Genomic DNA, 19,870 nt, shown 5'->3' with positions numbered 1-19,870 from the left:
GCCGGATCAGCCCAGCCGCTCGCCCTCGGCGATCCGCACACCCCGGGCCCAATCCGCGGCAGCCATCGGCTTCTTGCCCTGGGCCTGGACCCAGAGAAGTTCGACCGCGTACGACCCCGTCCCGACGTACAGGTTCTTCTTGCCGACGCTCAGCTCACCCGGCGCCAGATCCGTGCGGTCCGGCACCGGCACGGCCGACCGCACCTTGAGCCGCTCGCCGCGGAACTCCGTCCAGGCCCCCGGCGCGGGAGTGCATCCGCGTACCACCCGGTCGACGCGGAGCGCGGGCGCCGCCCAGTCGATCCGCGCGTCCTCCACCGTGATCTTCGGGGCGAGCGAGATCCCGTCGGCCGGCTGCGGAACGGCCGTCAGCGTGCCGTCCTCGATGCCGTCCATGGTCGCGGCCAGCAGCCCCGCCCCCGCGAAGGCGAGCCGGGTCAGCAGGTCACCGCTGGTGTCGGCGGGCCGGATCGCCTCGGTCACCGTGCCGTACACCGGGCCCGAGTCGAGCCCCTCCTCGATGAGGAAGGTGGACGCGCCGGTGATCTCGTCGCCGGCCATCAGCGCGTGCTGGACGGGCGCGGCACCGCGCCAGGCGGGCAGCAGCGAGAAGTGCAGGTTGACCCAGCCGCGGGCGGGCACGTCGAGGGCGACCTTGGGCAGCAGCGCGCCGTAGGCGACGACGGGGCAGCAGTCCGGCGCGATCTCGCGCAGCCGGGCCAGGAAGTCCTCGTCGCGGGGCCGGACCGGCTTGAGCACCTCGATGCCGGCCTCGGCGGCGCGCTCGGCGACGGGGCTCGCGACCATGTGACGGCCGCGCCCGGCAGGGGCGTCGGGCCGGGTCACGACGGCGGCGACCTCGTGCCGGTCGGAGGCGATCAGGGCGTCCAGAGCGGGAACGGCGACCTCGGGGGTGCCGGCGAAGACGAGCTTCATCGGTGGCTAACGGCCTCTCGGGGCAGGGTCACGGGCGACACACCAGTCTATGGGCGGCGGGTGACGCCCGCGCATGGGGCGCACGTCCCGCCGTGCGCCCCGCGCATATGCGGATACGCCGGAACAGCGTGACCCCTCACCGGATGGCGCGTTGGTCAAGAAAGAGTTGACCAATCCACGGGCCGGGATCACTCGCGATCGTCACCGGTGAGTCGCCTGAATCGCCGTTCGGCGTGAGCTCGGCCCGATCCTTCTTCATCGCCGGTTCGAGAGGCTTGTAAATGGCCGACCACGCAACCCATGACGCCCAGGCACGGGCCAGCCTGCACCTCCTTGTGCGGGACATCGAGCGGGTCCGGCGGCAGGTGGACGCACTGCGCACCCTCACCGCACAGCTCGGCAACGTCTACCGTCCGCGCCGCTCCGGCCCCTCCGCCGGCTTCGTCGTCTACGGACGGGCCCCCGCCCCGACCGTCCGTCTGGCCCAGGAGCTGCGCGACAGCGTCGAGACCCTGGTGACCGCCGCAGTGGACTTCGACCGCTCCCTGGGTTTCTCGTGGGACGCGGTGGGCTCCGCGCTCGGTGTGACCAAGCAGGCGGTGCACCGCCGGTACGGGGCGCGCCGGGCGGCCGCGCAGGCCGCCGCCGACGCCGAGCGGGCCGGTGACACCTCGGCCCGGCCGCCGCTGCCGCTCGGGGCGGGCCCGCTGCCCTCGGTGCCGGCCGCGCGGTCCATGCCGACGCAGCCGACCGCGGGCAGCGCGGGGCTCCGCGACGAGCCCCGCCCCGGAGTCTTCCCCGGCCCCCGCAACGGCTGAGGCCGGCCACGCGCTTCCCCGCGCCCGACGAAGGCTGAGCAGCAATGCTGCTCAGCCTTCGTCCATGAGGTGCGCCCGAAGGGCACGCACCTCAGGGGCGCGGGGGTGTGTCTGTCAGCGGTTCCGCCGCGGGGCGCGACGAGACCCCACCGGGCCCGCAGCGGAAACGCGTCCGCACCACCCACTCACCCGATGTCCGGCGGATCGATCCGCACCCGCACCGGATCCGTCCCGGCCCCCCGGGCCATCCGCGCCGCCTGAGCCCGCTTCAGGGCCCCTGCCAGGGCCGCCCCGCTCCCCGGCGGCACCCGGACGAGCGCCCGCTCCCCCGCAGGCTCGGCGCCCCGCCGCGACCCACCGGGCTCGACGACGGGCACCGGCCCCAACACCTCCGCGTCACCGGGCAGTTCCACCGCCCGCAGGAAGTCGGCGAGCGCCTGCGGCGTCCCGCTGACCGAGGCCATCCGGGACACCGGTGGAAAGCCCAGCTCGGCCCGGTCCGCGAGCTCCCGCACCGCGTGCCCCACCGGATCCCAGCGGACCAGCGCCTGCACGGGCCGCAGCGTCGGCTCGGCCACGACGACGACCGTGCCGCCCGCCTCCTGCGGCCGCACCAGCGAGGCCGCGGCGATCCAGCGCCGCAGGGCGTCCTCGCCCGCGCGCAGATCGGGCCGCCCGAGCATGGCCCAGCCGTCGAGCAGCAGCGCGGCCGCGTACCCGCCCTCGGCGACGGGCTCCGCGCCGGGCGTGCTGACGACGAGCGCGGGCCCGGCGGACACCGTGTCGAGCACCTGCTCCCGCCCCGAGGTGCGCACGGGTACGGAGGGGAAGGCGCGGCCCAGCTCCTCGGCGGTGCGCCGCGCGCCGACCACCTGGGCCCGCAGCCGGTTGCCGCCGCACTCGGCGCAGTGCCAGTTGGCCTCCTCGCGGCCGCACCACGAGCAGGCCAGGACCCCGGTCGCCTCCCGCGCCTCGAGCGGGCCCGCGCAGTGCCGGCAGCGGGCGGGTTCACGGCAGCGCTGACAGGCGAGCCGGGGCACGTATCCGCGCCGCGGCACCTGGACCAGGACCGGCCCGTCGCGCAGCGCGGTCCGCGCCACCTCCCAGGCCACGCTGGGCAGTCGTGCCGCGCGCGCCGCCTCGTCCCGCGCGAGGTCCAGGTCGCCGACGGTCCGCACCCGGGGCGCCGTCCGCCGGACCTGTTCGCGCGGGGCCGCGATCGCCGCCGCCCAGCCGCTGCGCACCAGCTGCGCCGCCTCGACGGTGCAGCTCCAACTCCCGAGCAGGAAGGCGCACTTGTCCCGCCCGGCCCTCAGTTCGAGCACCTCCCGGACATGCGGGAAGGGCGCGTGGTCGTCGCTGTGGTGCGCGTCCCCGTCGTCCCAGACCACGACCAGGCCCGGATTCCGGACGGGGGCGAACATCGCGGCCCGGGTCCCGACCACGGCCCGCACCGCCCCGCGGCGTACGGCGAGCCATTCCGAGTAGCGCCGCTGCTGTCCCGCCTCGGAGGTCAGCAGCGCGTGCTGTCCCTCGCCCAACTGCTCGCGCAGCGCGGCGTCGACGCGGGCGGCGAGCCGCACGGTCGGCACGACGACGAGCGCGCCGCGCCCCGACGCGAGGGTCGCGCGCACGGCCCGGGCGATCTCGTCGGCCCACTCGGGTCCGGGCAGCGCGGTCCACACGGCGCGCGGGGCGCCGCCCGAGGCGAGCGAGGCGAGAAAGTCGGCCCCGCGCTCGTACCGCCGCCAGGATCCGGGCTCGGGCGCGGTCGGCGGGGCGGGCGGCTCGGAGAACGTCCGGGCCTCCGCCTTGGCGTGCCGCGGCGGTATCGCGAGCTGGAGCACGTCGGCGAGGCTGCCGGCGTACCGGTCGGCGACGGACCGGGTCAGTCCGAGCAGTTCCTCGTCGAGCACCGGCTCCGGCGACAGGACCTGGGCGAGCGCGGCCAGCGGGCCCTGGTACTCGGCCTCGGCGACGCGCTCCACGAGGTACCCGTCGATCAGCCCGCCGCCCTCGCGCCGCCCGTCCCGCACGTTCTTGGACCCGGCGCCGAACCGGACCCGTACGCGCACGCCGGGCTGCGCCGCCGCGTCCAGCTCCTCCGGGACGGCGTACTCGAAGTACCGGTCGAGGTGCAGCACGCCCTTGTCGACGAGGACGCGGGCCACGGGCAGCTCCTTGGCCAGCGCGGCTCCCCGCCAGGTCCGCGGCTTGGCCTTCGGCGCCTTGTTCTTGCGCACCGTCTCCCGGATGAACGCGAGCTGCTCCGGCTCGGGACTGTCGTTCTGGCTGCTCACGCTGCCATTCCTACCAGAGCGCTCGGACATCACCACGGGACCCGAGCCCCCTGCCCGTCCGCGGGCCGGTGGGGGCTGGTCGCGCAGCCGAGAACGAAACCGGGGCCCGGCTCCCCCGAAGGGAGAGCCTGGCCCCGGGCCGGCCGAGCTGAAGGACCTACAGGCCCGCGGCCTTGCGCAGCGCGTCCACGCGGTCGGTCTTCTCCCACGTGAAGTCCGGCAGGGCGCGGCCGAAGTGGCCGTACGCCGCCGTCTGGGCGTAGATCGGGCGCAGCAGGTCGAGGTCGCGGATGATCGCGGCGGGGCGCAGGTCGAAGACCTCCGTGATCGCGGCCTCGATCTTGTCCGTGTCGACCGTGTTCGTGCCGAAGGTCTCGACGAAGAGACCGACGGGCTCTGCCTTGCCGATCGCGTACGCGACCTGGACCTCGCAGCGCGAGGCGAGACCCGCGGCCACGACGTTCTTGGCGACCCAGCGCATCGCGTAGGCGGCCGAGCGGTCGACCTTGGACGGGTCCTTGCCCGAGAAGGCGCCGCCGCCGTGGCGGGCGTAGCCGCCGTACGTGTCGATGATGATCTTGCGGCCGGTGAGGCCGGCGTCGCCCATCGGGCCGCCGATCTCGAAGCGGCCGGTCGGGTTGACCAGCAGACGGTAGCCGTCGGTCTCCAGCTTGATGCCGTCCTCGACGAGCGCCTTGAGCTCCGGCTCCACGACGAACTCGCGGATGTCGGGGGCGAGCAGCGAGTCGAGGTCGATGTCCGAGGCGTGCTGCGAGGAGACGACGACCGTGTCGAGGCGGACGGCCTTGTCGCCGTCGTACTCGATGGTGACCTGGGTCTTTCCGTCGGGACGCAGGTAGGGGATCGTGCCGTTCTTGCGGACCTCGGAGAGGCGGCGCGACAGGCGGTGCGCGAGGTGGATCGGGAGCGGCATGAGCTCCGGCGTCTCGTCGCACGCGTAACCGAACATCAGGCCCTGGTCGCCCGCGCCCTGCTTGTCGAGCTCGTCGTCGTCACCCTCGACGCGCTTCTCGTACGCCGTGTCGACGCCCTGCGCGATGTCGGGCGACTGCGAGCCGATGGAGACCGAGACGCCGCAGGACGCGCCGTCGAAGCCCTTCTTCGACGAGTCGTAACCGATCTCGAGGATCTTCTCGCGCACGAGCTGCGCGATCGGCGCGTACGCCTTGGTGGTCACCTCGCCGGCCACGTGCACCAGGCCGGTGGTGATCAGCGTCTCGACGGCGACGCGGGACGTGGGGTCCTCGCGCAGCAGCGCGTCGAGAATGGTGTCGCTGATCTGGTCAGCGATCTTGTCGGGGTGACCCTCGGTCACGGACTCCGAGGTGAACAGGCGACGGGACACAACGCTCCCTGTGGTTGCAGCGGCTGCTGGCTGATCATTGACGGACGGCCGGGGGCTGCGCCTGGCGTCGTCCGAGAACAGTTTATCGGTCGGGCTCGGCTGCCGGGTCACGCGTCTCGCCCCTTGGGAGGGCTGTGACCTGCGACACCGCATTGTCCGACACGAGGATCGGTCTCCGGAAGGGTACCGGTCGAGCGTGAATCCGGCGCCCCTACTCGCGCGGATCGGCGTGTGCGGGCGTCACGCGGCGCACGACCTCGTCCCAGATCCGGTCCGCGAGAGCCTCCTTCGGGCCGTACGGGACGGGGGTCTCGGCGCCGTCCGAGCCGAGGATCACGGCCTCGTTCTCCTCGGAGCCGAAGGTCTTGCGCTCCCCCACCTCGTTGACGACGAGCAGGTCACAGCCCTTGCGAGCGAGTTTGGCGCGGCCGTTGGCGAGGACGTCGTCGGTCTCGGCGGCGAAGCCGACGACGATCTGGCCGGGGCGGGCCCGCTCGGCGGAGATCTCCGCGAGGATGTCGGGGTTGCGGACCAGCTCGACGGTCGGCGCTCCGCTGTCGCCCTGCTTCTTGATCTTGCCGGGCGCGTAGACGGCGGGGCGGAAGTCGGCGACGGCGGCGGCCATGACGACCGCGTCGGCGTCGGCGGCGGCCTTGACGACCGCCTCGCGCAGCTGCACGGCGGTGCCGACGTGGACGACGTCGACGCCGGCCGGGTCGGGCAGCTCCGCGTTGGCGGAGAGCAGGGTGACGCGGGCGCCGCGGGCGGCCGCGGTGCGGGCGAGCGCGTAGCCCTGCTTGCCGGAGGAGCGGTTGCCGAGGAAGCGGACCGGGTCGAGGGGCTCGCGGGTGCCGCCGGCACTGACGACGACGTGGGTGCCGGCCAGGTCGGTGGTGGCCGCGGCGGCGCCGCGGGCCAGGACCCGGCGCACGTACTCGAAGACCTCGACGGGGTCGGGGAAGCGGCCCTTGCCGGTGTCGACGCCGGTGAGGCGGCCGACGGCGGGCTCGATGACGAGGGCGCCGCGGCGGCGCAGCGTCGCGACGTTCTCCTGGGTGGCGGGGTGCTCCCACATCTCGGTGTGCATGGCGGGCGCGAAGACGACCGGACAGCGGGCGGTGAGGAGCGTGTTGGTGAGGAGGTCGTCGGCGAGGCCGTGGGCGGCCTTGGCGAGCATGTCGGCGGTGGCGGGGGCCACGATCACGAGGTCGGCGTGCTGGCCGATGCGCACGTGGGGGACCTCGTGGACGGAGTCCCAGACCTCGGTGGAGACCGGGTTGCCGGACAGGGCCGACCAGGTCGCGGCGCCGACGAAGTGCAGTGCGGAGTCGGTGGGGACGACGCGGACGTCGTGCCCGGACTCGGTGAGCCTGCGCAGCAGCTCGCACGCCTTGTAGGCGGCGATGCCACCGCTGACTCCCAGTACGACCTTCGGCTTCGACGACACCGCTTCTCCCCTGGCTCCGGAAACGTACGACTCCATGACACACCACAGGCCCGGCAGTCGTACTGCCGGGCCTGGGATGACGACGAAAAACGGGTGTTACTGAGCCGGGCCCTCGATGGCCTCGGACGTCAGCAGGCCCGCGTTGATCTCGCGCAGGGCGATCGACAGGGGCTTCTCGTGGACGTGGGTGTCGACGAGCGGGCCGACGTACTCGAGCAGGCCCTCACCGAGCTGCGAGTAGTACGCGTTGATCTGACGCGCGCGCTTGGCGGCGTAGATGACCAGGCTGTACTTCGAGTCGGTCGCTTCGAGCAGCTCATCAATCGGCGGGTTGATGATGCCCTCGGGCGCGGTGATGGAAGAGGACACTCTCTGCCTTCCGATGGGGGCCGGACCTGGGTCCCGGCCCGGGTTAAACCAGGGTAAAGATCAAAGAACCTTCATCAAGGCTAGCAGCTCGCGCGCTACGTCCTCGACGGAGGTGTTGACAAGGGTCGTGTCGAACTCGGCCTCGGCGGCGAGCTCGACCTTGGCGGCCTCGAGCCGGCGCTCGATGACCTCGGGCGCCTCGGTGCCGCGGCCGGTGAGCCGGCGGACCAGCTCCTCCCAGCTCGGCGGGGCGAGGAACACGAGCTGGGCCTCGGGCATCGACTCGCGGACCAGGCGTGCGCCCTGGAGGTCGATCTCGAGCAGCACCGGCTCGCCCGCTTCGAGGCGGTCGAGGACGGCGCTGCGCGGGGTCCCGTAGCGGTTCCCCGCGAACTCGGCCCACTCGAGGAGCTCGCCGTTGGCGATCAGCTTGTCCATCTCCTCGTCGGTGACGAAGAAGTAGTGGACACCGTGCTTCTCGCCGGGGCGCGGCTTGCGGGTCGTCGCCGACACCGAGAGCCAGACCTCGGGGTGTTCCTTGCGCATATGGGCGACGACCGTGCTCTTGCCGACCCCGGAGGGGCCGGAGAGCACGGTCAGCCGCGGACGTACGTCCGGGGGCTCGGGGGTCGTCCCCCGGGATGTTGCAGCCATGCAGCGATTATTCCAGTTGTTCCGGAGTGCCGGGACCAGCCCCCGGGGGCCGGTTCGCCACTCAGGCGCCGGTGCTGCCGAACTCGCGCTCCAGGGAGGCGATCTGGTTGGAGCCGAGACCTCGCACACGGCGGGATTCGGAGATCCCGAGACGCTCCATGATCTGCTTGGCGCGGACCTTGCCCACGCCCGGCAGGGACTCGAGCAGGGCGGAGACCTTCATCTTGCCGATGACGTCGTTCTCCTGGCCCTGCTTGATGACCTCGTGAAGCGAGGCGCCGGAGTGCTTGAGTCGATTCTTGACCTCGGCCCGCTCCCGGCGAGCCGCGGCGGCCTTTTCGAGCGCGGCTGCGCGCTGTTCAGGGGTAAGGGGCGGAAGAGCCACGCCTACGTCACCTCGGATGTCGAACTGTCGGATACGGACCGGTGCGGGACCTGAGCGCCCCTCACCAGGTGAGCTACGAGCGGCGCGGCCGGCCGCGGTCACCCGTTCACTCCCGACGGAGACTAGCGGCCATGGCCGCCAGAGTCAGCGAGAACAGCGGAAAAGTCCTGGTCAGACTCGCGAAGGCTGGACATTTCGGGCAAAACAACCGGGAAATCGGCCCGGATGTCCGGGCAAAGACAAAGGTCGGCACGGAGTGCCACCCCTCTCGGGGTGCCGTACCGACCCTCATCAGGGTTTCCGGTGACGTCAGACGGCGCCCGCGACCGCCTCGCGGACCTCGTCCGCGAACCGCACGGCCGCGTCCCGCAGCGCGGCGACCGAGGGACCGGCCTTCAGGACGCCGCGGCTGACGTTCGGCACCACGTTGCGCACGGCCGCGCCGAAGACCGCCGGGAGGTCGGCGGCGGTGGCACCCTGCGCACCGATGCCGGGCGCGAGGAGCGGTCCGTTGATGTCCAGTTCGTACGAGGACAGGTCACCCAGGGTCGCGCCGACGACCGCGCCGAAGGAGCCCATCGGGGTCTCCCCCGCGTTCTCGCCGGCCAGGTGCGCCAGCATCGTCGCGCCGACGTTGCGCCCGTCCGCACGGACCGCGTGCTGCACCTCGCCGCCCTCGGGGTTCGAGGTGAGAGCGAGGACGAACAGGCCCGCGCCGGACTCGCGCGCGAGGTCCACGGCCGGCTTCAACGACCCGTAGCCGAGGTACGGCGACACGGTCAGGGCGTCCGAGAACAGCGGGGAGTCCTTGTGCAGGAAGGTCTCGGCGTACGCGGCCATGGTCGAGCCGATGTCGCCGCGCTTGGCGTCCATGACCACGAGCGTGCCCGCGGCGCGCAGGTCGGCGACGGCCCGCTCCAGGACCGCGACGCCGCGCGAGCCGAACCGCTCGAAGAACGCCATCTGCGGCTTCACCACGGCGACCGTGTCGGCCAGCGCCTCGACCGAGGTCCGCGTGAAGGACTCCAGGCCGGCGATGTCGTCGTTCAGGCCCCAGGAGGAGAGCAGCGCGGCGTGCGGGTCGATGCCGACGCAGAGCGGGCCGCGCTCGTCCATGACGCGGCGCAGACGCGCGCCGAAGGGCTCCAGAACGGTCATGCGGACACCTTCTTCACATCGGCGCCGACCGCGTCGGCGAGCGTGGCGTACGGGGAGTTGTTCAGACGGGCGGCGAGGCCCTTGTGGATCGCGCGGGCGTAGAACGGGCCCTCGTAGATGAAGGCGCTGTAGCCCTGCACCAGGGTGGCGCCCGCGAGGATGCGCTGCCAGGCGTCCTCCGCGGTCTCCACGCCGCCGACGCCCACGAGGGTGATCTTGTCGCCCACGCGCGCGTAGAGACGCCTGAGGACCTCCAGGGAGCGTTCCTTGAGGGGCGCGCCGGACAGGCCGCCCGTCTCGTTCACGACGTCGCCCCGGGTCCTGAGGCCCTCGCGGGAGATCGTCGTGTTCGTGGCGATGATGCCGTCCAGGCCGAGCTCGACGGCCAGGTCGGCGACCGCGTCGACGTCCTCGTCGGCCAGGTCGGGGGCGATCTTCACCAGGAGCGGGACGCGGCGCGAGCGCACGGTGCGGTCGGCGGCCTCGCGGACGGCGGCGAGCAGCGGGCGCAGCGCCTCGGTGGCCTGGAGGTTGCGCAGGCCCGGGGTGTTGGGCGAGGAGACGTTGACCACGAGGTAGTCGGCGAAGGCGGCGAGCCGCTCGGTGGACTTCACGTAGTCGCCGACGGCCTCGGCCTCGGGGACGACCTTGGTCTTGCCGATGTTGACGCCCACGGTGGTCCTGAAGACCGGGTTGCGGGAGGCCAGGCGGGCCGCCACGGCGAGGGAGCCCTCGTTGTTGAAGCCCATGCGGTTGATGAGCGCGCGGTCCTGCACGAGGCGGAAGAGGCGCTTCTTCGGGTTGCCGGGCTGCGGCTCTCCGGTGACGGTGCCGATCTCGATGTGGTCGAAGCCGAGCATCGTCATGCCGTCGATCGCGACGGCGTTCTTGTCGAAGCCGGCGGCGAGGCCGAAGGGTCCGTGCATCCGCAGGCCGAGGGCCTCGGTGCGCAGCTCCTTGTAGCGGGGCGCGAGGGCCGCGGCCACGAAGGTGCGCAGGACGGGGGTGCGGGCCGCGAGGCGGATCCAGCGGAAGGCGAGGTAGTGGGCCTTCTCGGGGTCCATGCGCTTGAAGACGAGGTTGAAGAACAGCTTGTACATGGCTGAAGTCCTAGTAGGTGCTCACGAGGCGGTGGGCTCATGAAGAGGGGGACACCGTCCGGTGTCCCCCTCCAGGGCCTGTGTCGGGTTCCCCGTCTGCGCCCCGACGCCCGGCACGCACCCTCGCCGCACGCCGCCCCCGGACAGGTGGCTCCGCCACATGACCGGGAACAGCGCACGCCGAGGGCACGCACCGACCGCCGCTGCGCCTGACCTCCGGCCAGACGACGGGGAACCCGACACAGGCCCTGGGGCTGCTAGTCGCGGGCCGCGGTCAGGTGTTCCGCGTGTTCCTGGAGCGACCGGACGCCCACGTCCCCGTGGTTGAGCGCGTCGATGCCCTGGACCGCGGCGGCGAGCGCCTGCACCGTCGTCAGACAGGGCACGGAGCGGGCCACGGCCGCCGTACGGATGTCGTAGCCGTCGAGGCGGCCGCCGGTGCCGTACGGGGTGTTGACGATGAGGTCGACCTCGCCGTCGTGGATGAGCTGGACGATCGTCTTCTCGCCGTTCGGGCCCTCGCCCTCGGACTGCTTGCGCACGATCTTGGCGTTGATGCCGTTGCGCTTGAGGACCTCGGCGGTGCCGGAGGTGGCGAGGAGCTCGAAGCCGTGGGCGACCAGCTCGCGGGCCGGGAAGATCATCGAGCGCTTGTCGCGGTTGGCGACGGAGATGAACGCGCGGCCCTTGGTGGGCAGCGGGCCGTAGGCGCCGGCCTGCGACTTGGCGTACGCCGTGCCGAAGACCGAGTCGATGCCCATGACCTCGCCGGTGGAGCGCATCTCCGGGCCGAGGACCGTGTCGACGCCGCGGCCGTGGATGTCACGGAAGCGCGACCACGGCATGACGGCCTCCTTGACGGAGATCGGCGCGTCCATGGGGAGCGTGCCGCCGTCGCCGGTCTTCGGGAGCAGGCCCTCGGCGCGCAGCTCGGCGACGGTGGCGCCGAGCGAGATGCGGGCGGCGGCCTTCGCGAGCGGCACCGCGGTCGCCTTCGAGGTGAAGGGGACGGTGCGCGAGGCGCGCGGGTTGGCCTCCAGGACGTAGAGGATGTCACCCGCCATCGCGAACTGGATGTTGATCAGGCCGCGCACGCCGACGCCCTTGGCGATGGCCTCGGTGGAGGCGCGCAGGCGCTTGATGTCGAAGCCGCCGAGGGTGATCGGGGGCAGGGCGCACGCCGAGTCGCCGGAGTGGATGCCGGCCTCCTCGATGTGCTCCATGACGCCGCCGAGGTAGAGCTCGGTGCCGTCGTAGAGGGCGTCGACGTCGATCTCGATCGCGTCGTCCAGGAACCGGTCGACGAGGACCGGGCGGGACGGGCTGATCTCGGTGGACTCCTCGATGTACGAGGACAGGCGGGTCTCGTCGTAGACGATCTCCATGCCGCGGCCGCCGAGCACGTAGGACGGGCGGACGAGGACCGGGTAGCCGATCTCGTCGGCGATGGCCTTGGCCTCGGTGAAGGTGGTCGCGGTGCCGTGCTTGGGCGCGGGCAGGCCGGCCTCGGCGAGCACGCGGCCGAAGGCGCCGCGGTCCTCGGCGGCGTGGATCGCCTCCGGGGAGGTGCCGACGACGGGCACGCCGTTGTCCTTGAGCGCCTGGGCGAGGCCCAGCGGGGTCTGGCCGCCGAGCTGGACGACGACGCCCGCGATCGGGCCCGCGAGGGACTCGGCGTGGACGATCTCCAGCACGTCCTCGAGCGTGAGCGGCTCGAAGTACAGGCGGTCGGAGGTGTCGTAGTCCGTGGAGACGGTCTCCGGGTTGCAGTTGACCATCACGGTCTCGTAGCCGGCGTCGCTCAGGGCGAAGGAGGCGTGGACGCAGGAGTAGTCGAACTCGATGCCCTGGCCGATGCGGTTCGGGCCGGAGCCCAGGATGATGACCGCGGGCTTCTCGCGCGGGGCGACCTCGGACTCCTCGTCGTAGGACGAGTAGAAGTACGGGGTCTTCGCGGCGAACTCGGCGGCGCAGGTGTCGACCGTCTTGTAGACCGGGCGGACGCCGAGGGCGTGGCGGACCTCGCGGACGACGTCCTCGCGCAGACCGCGCAGCTCGGCGATCTGGTGGTCGGAGAAGCCGTGCCGCTTGGCCTCCGCGATCAGCTCCTTGGTGAGCTCCGGGGCGGCGGCCAGCTCGTCGGCCGTCTCCTTGATGAGGAAGAGCTGGTCGACGAACCACGGGTCGATCTTCGTGTACTCGAAGATCTCCTCCGGGGTGGCGCCGGCGCGGATCGCCTCCATGACGGTGTTGATCCGGCCGTCGGTCGGGCGCACGGAGGCTTCGAGAAGCTCCTGCTTGTCGCCGACCGGACCCACGAAGGTGAACTGCGAGCCCTTCTTCTCCAGGGAGCGCAGCGCCTTCTGGAAGGCCTCGGTGAAATTGCGGCCGATGGCCATGGCCTCGCCGACCGACTTCATGGTGGTGGTCAGCGTGGAGTCGGCGCTCGGGAACTTCTCGAAGGCGAAGCGCGGGGCCTTCACGACCACGTAGTCGAGCGTCGGCTCGAAGGAGGCCGGCGTCTTCTCGGTGATGTCGTTCGGGATCTCGTCCAGCGTGTAGCCGACGGCCAGCTTGGCGGCGATCTTGGCGATCGGGAAGCCGGTGGCCTTGGAGGCGAGCGCGGAGGAGCGCGAGACGCGCGGGTTCATCTCGATGACGATGATGCGTCCGTCGTCGGGGTTGACCGCGAACTGGATGTTGCAGCCGCCGGTGTCGACGCCGACCTCGCGGATGATCGCGATGCCGATGTCGCGCAGCCGCTGGTACTCGCGGTCGGTGAGGGTCATCGACGGGGCGACGGTGATCGAGTCACCGGTGTGCACGCCCATCGGGTCGAAGTTCTCGATGGAGCAGACGACCACGACGTTGTCGTTCTTGTCGCGCATCAGCTCCAGCTCGTACTCCTTCCAGCCGAGGATGGACTCCTCCAGGAGCACCTCGGTGGTCGGGGAGAGCGTGAGGCCCTGGCCGGCGATGCGGCGCAGCTCCTCCTCGTCGTGGGCGAAGCCGGAGCCGGCGCCGCCCATGGTGAAGGAGGGGCGCACGACGACGGGGTAGCCGCCGAGGGTCTCGACGCCCTTGAGGACGTCGTCCATGGTGTGGCAGATGACCGAGCGGGCGGACTCGCCGTGGCCGATCTTGCGGCGGACCTCCTCGACGACCTCCTTGAAGAGGTCGCGGTCCTCGCCCTTGTTGATCGCCTCGACGTTGGCGCCGATGAGCTCGACGCCGTACTTCTCGAGGACGCCCTGCTCGTGCATGGAGATGGCCGTGTTGAGGGCCGTCTGACCACCGAGGGTGGGCAGGAGCGCGTCGGGGCGCTCCTTGGCGATGATCTTCTCGACGAACTCGGGGGTGATCGGCTCGACGTACGTGGCGTCGGCGATCTCCGGGTCGGTCATGATCGTCGCCGGGTTGGAGTTGACGAGGATGACCCGCAGGCCCTCGGCGCGCAGGATGCGGCACGCCTGGGTGCCGGAGTAGTCGAACTCGGCGGCCTGGCCGATGACGATCGGGCCGGAGCCGATGACCAGGACGGACTGGATATCGGTGCGCTTAGGCACGCTGGCCCTCCATGAGCTTCACGAAGCGGTCGAACAGGTAGGCGGCGTCGTGCGGACCGGCCGCCGCCTCGGGGTGGTACTGGACGGAGAAGCCCGGCTGGTCGAGCAGCTGCAGGCCCTCCACGACCTCGTCGTTGAGGCACACGTGCGAGACCTCGGCACGGCCGAAGGGGGTGTCGCTCACCTTGTCGAGCGGCGCGTCCACGGCGAAGCCGTGGTTGTGCGCGGTGACCTCGACCTTGCCGGTGGTGCGGTCCTGCACCGGCTGGTTGATGCCGCGGTGGCCGTACTTGAGCTTGTACGTGCCGAAGCCGAGGGCGCGGCCGAGGATCTGGTTGCCGAAGCAGATGCCGAACAGCGGCGTCTTCCGCTCCAGGACGGCGGTCATCAGCGCGACCGGGCCGTCGGCGGTGGCCGGGTCGCCCGGGCCGTTGGAGAAGAACACGCCGTCGGGCTGGACCGCGTACACGTCGTCGGGCGTCGCGGTGGCCGGAAGGACGTGCACCTCGATGCCGCGCTCGGCCATGCGGTGCGGGGTCATGCCCTTGATGCCGAGGTCGATCGCGGCGACGGTGAACTTCTTCTCGCCGATCGCGGGGACGACGTACGCCTCCTTGGTGGCGACCTCCTCGTACAGCGAGGCGCCCTTCATGTGCGGCTGGGCCTGCACGCGGGAGACCAGCTCGGCGTCGGTCGCGAGGTGCTCGCCGGAGAAGATGCCGGAGCGCATCGAGCCGCGCTCGCGCAGGTGGCGGGTGAGCGCGCGGGTGTCGATGCCGGAGATGCCGACGATGTTCTGCGCGACCAGCTCGTCGTCCAGGGAGCGCTTGGCGCGCCAGTTGGACGGGATGCGGGCGGGGTCGCGCACGACGTAGCCGGAGACCCAGATGCGGCTCGACTCGTCGTCCTCGTCGTTCCAGCCCGTGTTGCCGATCTGCGGGGCGGTGGCGACCACGATCTGGCGGTCGTACGACGGGTCCGTCAGCGTCTCCTGGTAGCCGGTCATGCCGGTGGAGAACACGGCCTCGCCGAAGGTCTCCCCCACGGCCCCGTAGGCGCGGCCGCGGAAGATGCGGCCGTCCTCCAGGACGAGTACGGCGGGAGCGGCGGCTCCCCGGGTGGAGGTCGTCATCGTGCGGTGCCTTCCGTCGTGATGTGCGTGTCGGTCATGTCGTTGAGGGCGCTGACCCATGCGCCCTGTTCTGCGGCCTGGTCGGAGCGGAACCCGGAGTCGATCAGCTTGTCGCCGTGCGCCCAGGTGACGATCAGCAGACCGCCCTCCGTGAGGACCTTGCCGGCGATGCCCTTGTCGAGCCGGGCGCCGCGCAGCGCGGTCACCGGGACGAAGAAGTCGCTCGCCCCGGGGCGCTCGACCACGAGGCCCGCGTCGGTCAGGGTCAGCTCGACGCGGCTGCGGGTGCCGAGGCCGTGCGCCACGATGCGGTCGAGCCACTGCCCCGCGGTGGTGGAGCCGTGGTACCGGCCGCTCATGGTCAGTCTGGGCTCACCCGGGGTTTCCGGCGACTGAGGCAGCGGCGGCAGGTCGCCCTGCAGGGTGCCGCGCCACTTCCAGCCCTGGCGCATCAGCCAGTAGACGAGCGCCACGAAGAGCAGCAGACCGACGATCCAGCCGATCCGGTCGGGCCAGTCCGTGACGTCCGCCGACTTCTTCTCGGCGGCCAGGCGGACCAGCGGGCTGGCCAGGGGGTGGAGAGGTGTCACGCGAGCTTCCCGTCGGCGAGGGTGGCCTTGCCCCGCAGCCAGGTGTGGGTGACGCGGCCCGGCAGCTCACGGCCCTGGTAGGGCGTGTTGCGGCTGCGGGAGGCGAACCCCGCGGGGTCAACGGCTCCACGGTAGTCCGCGTCGAGCAGCAGCAGGTTGGCCGGCTCGCCTGCCGAGACGGGGCGGCCGTGGCCGGTGGCCTGCCCGATCCGCGCGGGCTTCACGGACATGCGGTCGGCGACGCCGGCCCAGTCGAGCAGTCCGGTCTCCACCATCGTCTGCTGGACGACGGACAGCGCGGTCTCCAGGCCCACCATGCCCATGGCGGCGGCGGCCCACTCGCAGTCCTTGTCCTCCTGCGGGTGCGGGGCGTGGTCGGTGGCGACGATGTCGATCGTGCCGTCGGCCAGCGCCTCGCGCAGCGCCATGACGTCCTTCTCGGTGCGCAGCGGCGGGTTGACCTTGTAGACCGGGTTGTACGTGCGGACCATCTCGTCGGTGAGGAGGAGGTGGTGCGGGGTGACCTCGGCGGTGACGTCGATGCCGCGGGACTTGGCCCAGCGGATGATCTCGACGGAGCCGGCCGTGGACAGGTGGCAGATGTGGACGCGGGAGCCGACGTGCTCGGCGAGCAGCACGTCGCGGGCGATGATCGACTCCTCGGCGACGGCGGGCCAGCCGCCGAGGCCCAGCTCCGCGGAGACGGTGCCCTCGTTCATCTCGGCGCCCTCGGTGAGGCGGGGCTCCTGGGCGTGCTGGGCGACGACGCCGCCGAAGGCCTTCACGTACTCCAGGGCGCGGCGCATGATCACGGCGTCGTGGACGCACTTGCCGTCGTCGGAGAAGACGGTCACGCCCGCGGCGGACTCGTGCATGGCGCCGAGCTCGGCGAGCTTGCTGCCCTCGAGGCCGACGGTGACGGCGCCGATGGGCTGCACGTCGCAGTAGCCGTGCTCCTGGCCGAGCCGGTAGACCTGCTCGACGACGCCGGCGGTGTCGGCGACGGGGAAGGTGTTGGCCATGGCGAACACCGAGGTGTAGCCGCCGGAGGCGGCCGCGCGGGTGCCGGTGAGGACGGTCTCGGAGTCCTCGCGGCCGGGCTCGCGCAGGTGGGTGTGCAGGTCGACGAGGCCCGGCAGGAGGATCTTGCCGTCGGCCTCGACGACCTCCGCGCCCTCGGCGGACAGGCCGGTGCCGACCGCCTCGATGACCTCGCCGTCGATCAGCACGTCCTGGGGCTCGCCGCCGAGGACCTTCGCACCGCGGATCAGGATCTTGCTCATGGCTACTTGTTCTCCTCGGTACGAGAGTGGCTGACGGCGGGCTCGTTGCCGCCCAGAAGCAGGTAGAGGACGGCCATCCGGGTGTGGACTCCGTTGGCGACCTGTTCGACGACCGTGCAGCGCTCGGAGTCGGCGACCTCGGCGGTGATCTCCATGCCGCGGACCATCGGGCCGGGGTGCATCACGATGGCGTGCCCGGGGGCCTTGGCCAGACGCTCGGCGTCCAGGCCGTAGCGGCGGGTGTACTCGCGCTCGGTCGGGAAGAACGCGGCGTTCATGCGCTCGCGCTGGACGCGGAGCATCATCACGGCGTCCGTCTTGGGCAGCGTGGCGTCGAGGTCGTACGAGACCTCGCAGGGCCAGGAGTCGACGCCGACCGGCAGCAGGGTGGGCGGGGCGACCAGGGTGACCTCGGCGCCGAGGGTGTGCAGCAGGTCCACGTTCGACCGGGCGACGCGGCTGTGCAGGATGTCGCCGACGATGGTGACGCGGCGGCCGTCGAGGCCCTGGCCGATGCCGGCGTCGGGGCCGATCAGGCGGCGGCGCATGGTGAACGCGTCGAGCAGCGCCTGGGTGGGGTGCTGGTGGGTGCCGTCGCCCGCGTTGATCACCGGGGCGTCGATCCAGCCGGAGTTCGCGAGGCGGTAGGGGGCGCCGGAGGCGCTGTGCCGGATGACGACGGCGTCGACGCCCATGGCCTCCAGGGTCTGCGCGGTGTCCTTGAGGGACTCGCCCTTGGAGACGCTGGAGCCCTTGGCGGCGAAGTTGATGACGTCGGCGGAGAGGCGCTTCTCAGCGGCCTCGAAGGAGATCCGGGTCCGGGTGGAGTCCTCGAAGAAGAGGTTGCACACGGTGCGGCCGCGCAGGGCGGGCAGCTTCTTGATGGGCCGGTCCGCGACGCGGGCCATCTCCTCGGCGGTGTCGAGGATGAGCACGGCGTCGTCGCGGGTGAGGTCGGCGGCCGAGATGAGGTGTCGCATCATCTGGGGTGCTCCGTAGCGAAGTCAGGAGAAGATCAGGAGATATCGGGGCATTCAGGCGCGCGAGGGCGCACCTTCGCGGACGTACGCCCGCGGGGCGTACGCCGGGTGAAGGTGGCTAGTGCTCGGCTGCCTTGGCGTCCGGCTTGGCACCGAGCAGCACGGCGTCGCGGCCGTCCTCCTCGGCGAGCTGGACCTTGACCGTCTCCCGCAGCGACGTGGGGAGGTTCTTGCCGACGTAGTCGGCACGGATCGGGAGTTCGCGGTGGCCGCGGTCGACGAGGACCGCGAGCTGCACGGCACGCGGACGCCCGATGTCGTTCAGGGCGTCGAGGGCCGCACGGATGGTGCGGCCGGAGAACAGCACGTCGTCGACGAGCACGACCAGCCGGCCGTCGATGCCGGCGGCGGGGATCTCGGTGCGGGCGAGCGCGCGCGGCGGGTGCATGCGCAGGTCGTCGCGGTACATCGTGATGTCGAGGGACCCCACGGGGATGGTGCGCCCGGTGACCTCGGCGAGCTTCTCGGCCAGGCGGCGGGCGAGGAAGACGCCTCGCGTGGGGATGCCCAGGAGGACCACGTCCTCGGCGCCCTTGGCGCGCTCGACGATCTCGTGGGCGATGCGGGTCAGTACCCGCTCGATGTCAGGGCCTTCGAGAACGGGCCGGGCATCGGTGCTGTTCGTGTCCATAAAAAACGGACCTCCTTCTCCGCCTCACGGGACGGACCTTAAAGGACGTCGAAATTGCGCCACCGAGTCTACCAGCCGCCGAACACCGCTGATCACCCGCCCGGCCCCCGCTCTGGAGGTGCGGAAAGCCCGGATTCACGAGAAGGTCGGTACGGACCATTCGGCTTGACGCGGCCAAGTAACGCTGCGTAACCTCACAGTGAGTTACCAGCCACGCGGCGGAGCCGCACAGTGATGCAGTGTCCGGGGAGCTATATGTCCAGCGAATACGCCAAACAGCTCGGGGCCAAGCTCCGTGCGATCCGCACCCAGCAGGGCCTTTCCCTCCACGGCGTCGAGGAGAAGTCCCAGGGACGCTGGAAGGCGGTCGTGGTGGGGTCGTACGAGCGCGGTGACCGCGCCGTGACCGTGCAGCGTCTCGCCGAGCTGGCGGACTTCTACGGCGTCCCGGTGCAGGAGCTGCTGCCGGGCACGACCCCCGGCGGGGCCGCCGAGCCGCCGCCGAAGCTGGTCCTGGACCTGGAGCGGCTGGCCCACGTGCCGCCGGAGAAGGCCGGCCCGCTGCAGCGCTACGCGGCGACGATCCAGTCCCAGCGCGGTGACTACAACGGCAAGGTGCTCTCGATCCGCCAGGACGACCTGCGCACCCTCGCGGTCATCTACGACCAGTCGCCCTCGGTCCTGACCGAGCAGCTGATCAGCTGGGGCGTCCTCGACGCGGATGCGCGTCGCGCGGTGGCCCACGAAGAGGCCTGACCCAGCAGAAACGTCACGGCCCGAGGGGCGGAACCATCCGGTTCCGCCCCTCGGGCCGTTTCCGTGTCCGGATCGGTGTACGCGCGTCGACAGCAGCGCGTGACCCTGCGGGGCTTGGGGCGGTTCTTCGGCGAACCCTCCGGTGGGGGCTGGTCGCGCAGTTCCCCGCGCCCCTGGAAGGCATGCGGCTTCGCCGCGCCTTCCCCCGATTACAGGCTCCCCGCACCTTGATCGGAGAAATGCGCCCGAAGGGCATGCATTTCAGGGGCGCGGGGAACTGCGCGAGGAGCCCCACCGGCCCGCACCCCGCGACGAAGAGACGAAGCTACGGCGCCGCAC

The 19,870-nt window shown here is 71.7% G+C and carries 17 protein-coding genes; 2 read left to right on the top strand and 15 right to left on the bottom strand.

All coding sequences use genetic code 11. The features are described from left to right. Positions 1-6: 6 nt before the first annotated feature. Complete coding sequence (fmt, locus tag IAG42_RS29760) at positions 7-936, bottom strand: methionyl-tRNA formyltransferase (protein ID WP_188340040.1); 930 nt, start codon at positions 934-936, stop codon at positions 7-9. Positions 937-1,217: 281 nt separating this feature from the next. On the opposite strand from fmt, the gene IAG42_RS29755 reads away from it, so the two are divergent. After that, a complete protein-coding gene (locus IAG42_RS29755; RefSeq protein ID WP_188340039.1) occupies positions 1,218-1,754 on the top strand; it encodes a hypothetical protein in 537 nt (178 codons plus the stop codon). 185 nt (positions 1,755-1,939) lie between these two features. Here the strand turns inward: IAG42_RS29755 and IAG42_RS29750 are convergent, their stop codons facing one another. From IAG42_RS29750 to pyrR, 14 genes are all read right to left on the bottom strand, one after another. Then, the gene (locus IAG42_RS29750) at positions 1,940-4,084 is read right to left on the bottom strand and encodes a primosomal protein N' (RefSeq protein ID WP_188341670.1); all 2,145 of its coding nucleotides are present in this window, start codon (positions 4,082-4,084) and stop codon (positions 1,940-1,942) included. A 127-nt stretch (positions 4,085-4,211) separates the two neighbouring features. Further along, positions 4,212-5,420 carry a methionine adenosyltransferase gene (gene metK, locus IAG42_RS29745; RefSeq protein WP_188340038.1) on the bottom strand — a complete coding sequence of 403 codons (1,209 nt, stop codon included), beginning with the start codon at positions 5,418-5,420 and terminating at the stop codon, positions 4,212-4,214. A 211-nt stretch (positions 5,421-5,631) separates the two neighbouring features. Further along, positions 5,632-6,903 (bottom strand): bifunctional phosphopantothenoylcysteine decarboxylase/phosphopantothenate--cysteine ligase CoaBC, encoded by a 1,272-nt coding sequence (coaBC, locus tag IAG42_RS29740; protein WP_188340037.1) that lies wholly within the window; start codon positions 6,901-6,903, stop codon positions 5,632-5,634. A 60-nt stretch (positions 6,904-6,963) separates the two neighbouring features. Next, positions 6,964-7,236, bottom strand: coding sequence for a DNA-directed RNA polymerase subunit omega (gene rpoZ / locus IAG42_RS29735; RefSeq protein WP_005319902.1), 273 nt, complete (start codon positions 7,234-7,236; stop codon positions 6,964-6,966). A 60-nt stretch (positions 7,237-7,296) separates the two neighbouring features. After that, positions 7,297-7,890, bottom strand: coding sequence for a guanylate kinase (gmk, locus tag IAG42_RS29730; protein ID WP_188340036.1), 594 nt, complete (start codon positions 7,888-7,890; stop codon positions 7,297-7,299). 61 nt (positions 7,891-7,951) lie between these two features. Continuing rightward, a complete protein-coding gene (locus tag IAG42_RS29725; RefSeq protein ID WP_026246651.1) occupies positions 7,952-8,275 on the bottom strand; it encodes an integration host factor in 324 nt (107 codons plus the stop codon). Between the two features lie 309 nt (positions 8,276-8,584). Next, a complete protein-coding gene (pyrF, locus tag IAG42_RS29720) occupies positions 8,585-9,433 on the bottom strand; it encodes an orotidine-5'-phosphate decarboxylase (protein WP_188340035.1) in 849 nt (282 codons plus the stop codon). Next, on the bottom strand, positions 9,430-10,533 hold the full coding sequence (locus tag IAG42_RS29715) for a quinone-dependent dihydroorotate dehydrogenase (protein WP_188340034.1): 1,104 nt from the start codon (positions 10,531-10,533) through the stop codon (positions 9,430-9,432). The genes pyrF and IAG42_RS29715 overlap by 4 nt, the downstream gene beginning before the upstream one ends. Positions 10,534-10,790: 257 nt before the next feature. Further along, positions 10,791-14,099 carry a carbamoyl-phosphate synthase large subunit gene (carB, locus tag IAG42_RS29710; protein ID WP_188340033.1) on the bottom strand — a complete coding sequence of 1,103 codons (3,309 nt, stop codon included), beginning with the start codon at positions 14,097-14,099 and terminating at the stop codon, positions 10,791-10,793. Further along, positions 14,092-15,231 carry a glutamine-hydrolyzing carbamoyl-phosphate synthase small subunit gene (gene carA / locus IAG42_RS29705; RefSeq protein ID WP_188340032.1) on the bottom strand — a complete coding sequence of 380 codons (1,140 nt, stop codon included), beginning with the start codon at positions 15,229-15,231 and terminating at the stop codon, positions 14,092-14,094. The genes carB and carA overlap by 8 nt, the downstream gene beginning before the upstream one ends. Next, positions 15,228-15,821: a PH-like domain-containing protein gene (locus tag IAG42_RS29700; protein ID WP_223206205.1), complete on the bottom strand. Its 594-nt coding sequence runs from the start codon at positions 15,819-15,821 to the stop codon at positions 15,228-15,230. Before IAG42_RS29700 ends, carA begins: the two co-directional genes overlap by 4 nt. Then, on the bottom strand, positions 15,818-17,104 hold the full coding sequence (locus tag IAG42_RS29695; RefSeq protein ID WP_188340031.1) for a dihydroorotase: 1,287 nt from the start codon (positions 17,102-17,104) through the stop codon (positions 15,818-15,820). The genes IAG42_RS29700 and IAG42_RS29695 overlap by 4 nt, the downstream gene beginning before the upstream one ends. 2 nt (positions 17,105-17,106) lie before the next feature. After that, a complete protein-coding gene (locus tag IAG42_RS29690; protein WP_188340030.1) occupies positions 17,107-18,087 on the bottom strand; it encodes an aspartate carbamoyltransferase catalytic subunit in 981 nt (326 codons plus the stop codon). A gap of 115 nt (positions 18,088-18,202) precedes the next feature. Continuing rightward, positions 18,203-18,775, bottom strand: coding sequence for a bifunctional pyr operon transcriptional regulator/uracil phosphoribosyltransferase PyrR (gene pyrR / locus IAG42_RS29685; RefSeq protein ID WP_188340029.1), 573 nt, complete (start codon positions 18,773-18,775; stop codon positions 18,203-18,205). A 255-nt stretch (positions 18,776-19,030) separates the two neighbouring features. Between pyrR and bldD the strand changes: the two genes are divergently transcribed. Next, positions 19,031-19,531, top strand: coding sequence for a transcriptional regulator BldD (bldD, locus tag IAG42_RS29680; protein ID WP_093894511.1), 501 nt, complete (start codon positions 19,031-19,033; stop codon positions 19,529-19,531). The last annotated feature ends 339 nt before the right edge of the window (positions 19,532-19,870 follow it).

It is taken from the genome of Streptomyces xanthii (genome assembly GCF_014621695.1).
GTDB lineage: Bacteria > Actinomycetota > Actinomycetes > Streptomycetales > Streptomycetaceae > Streptomyces > Streptomyces xanthii.
This window is presented reverse-complemented; position numbering and strand designations above follow the sequence as displayed.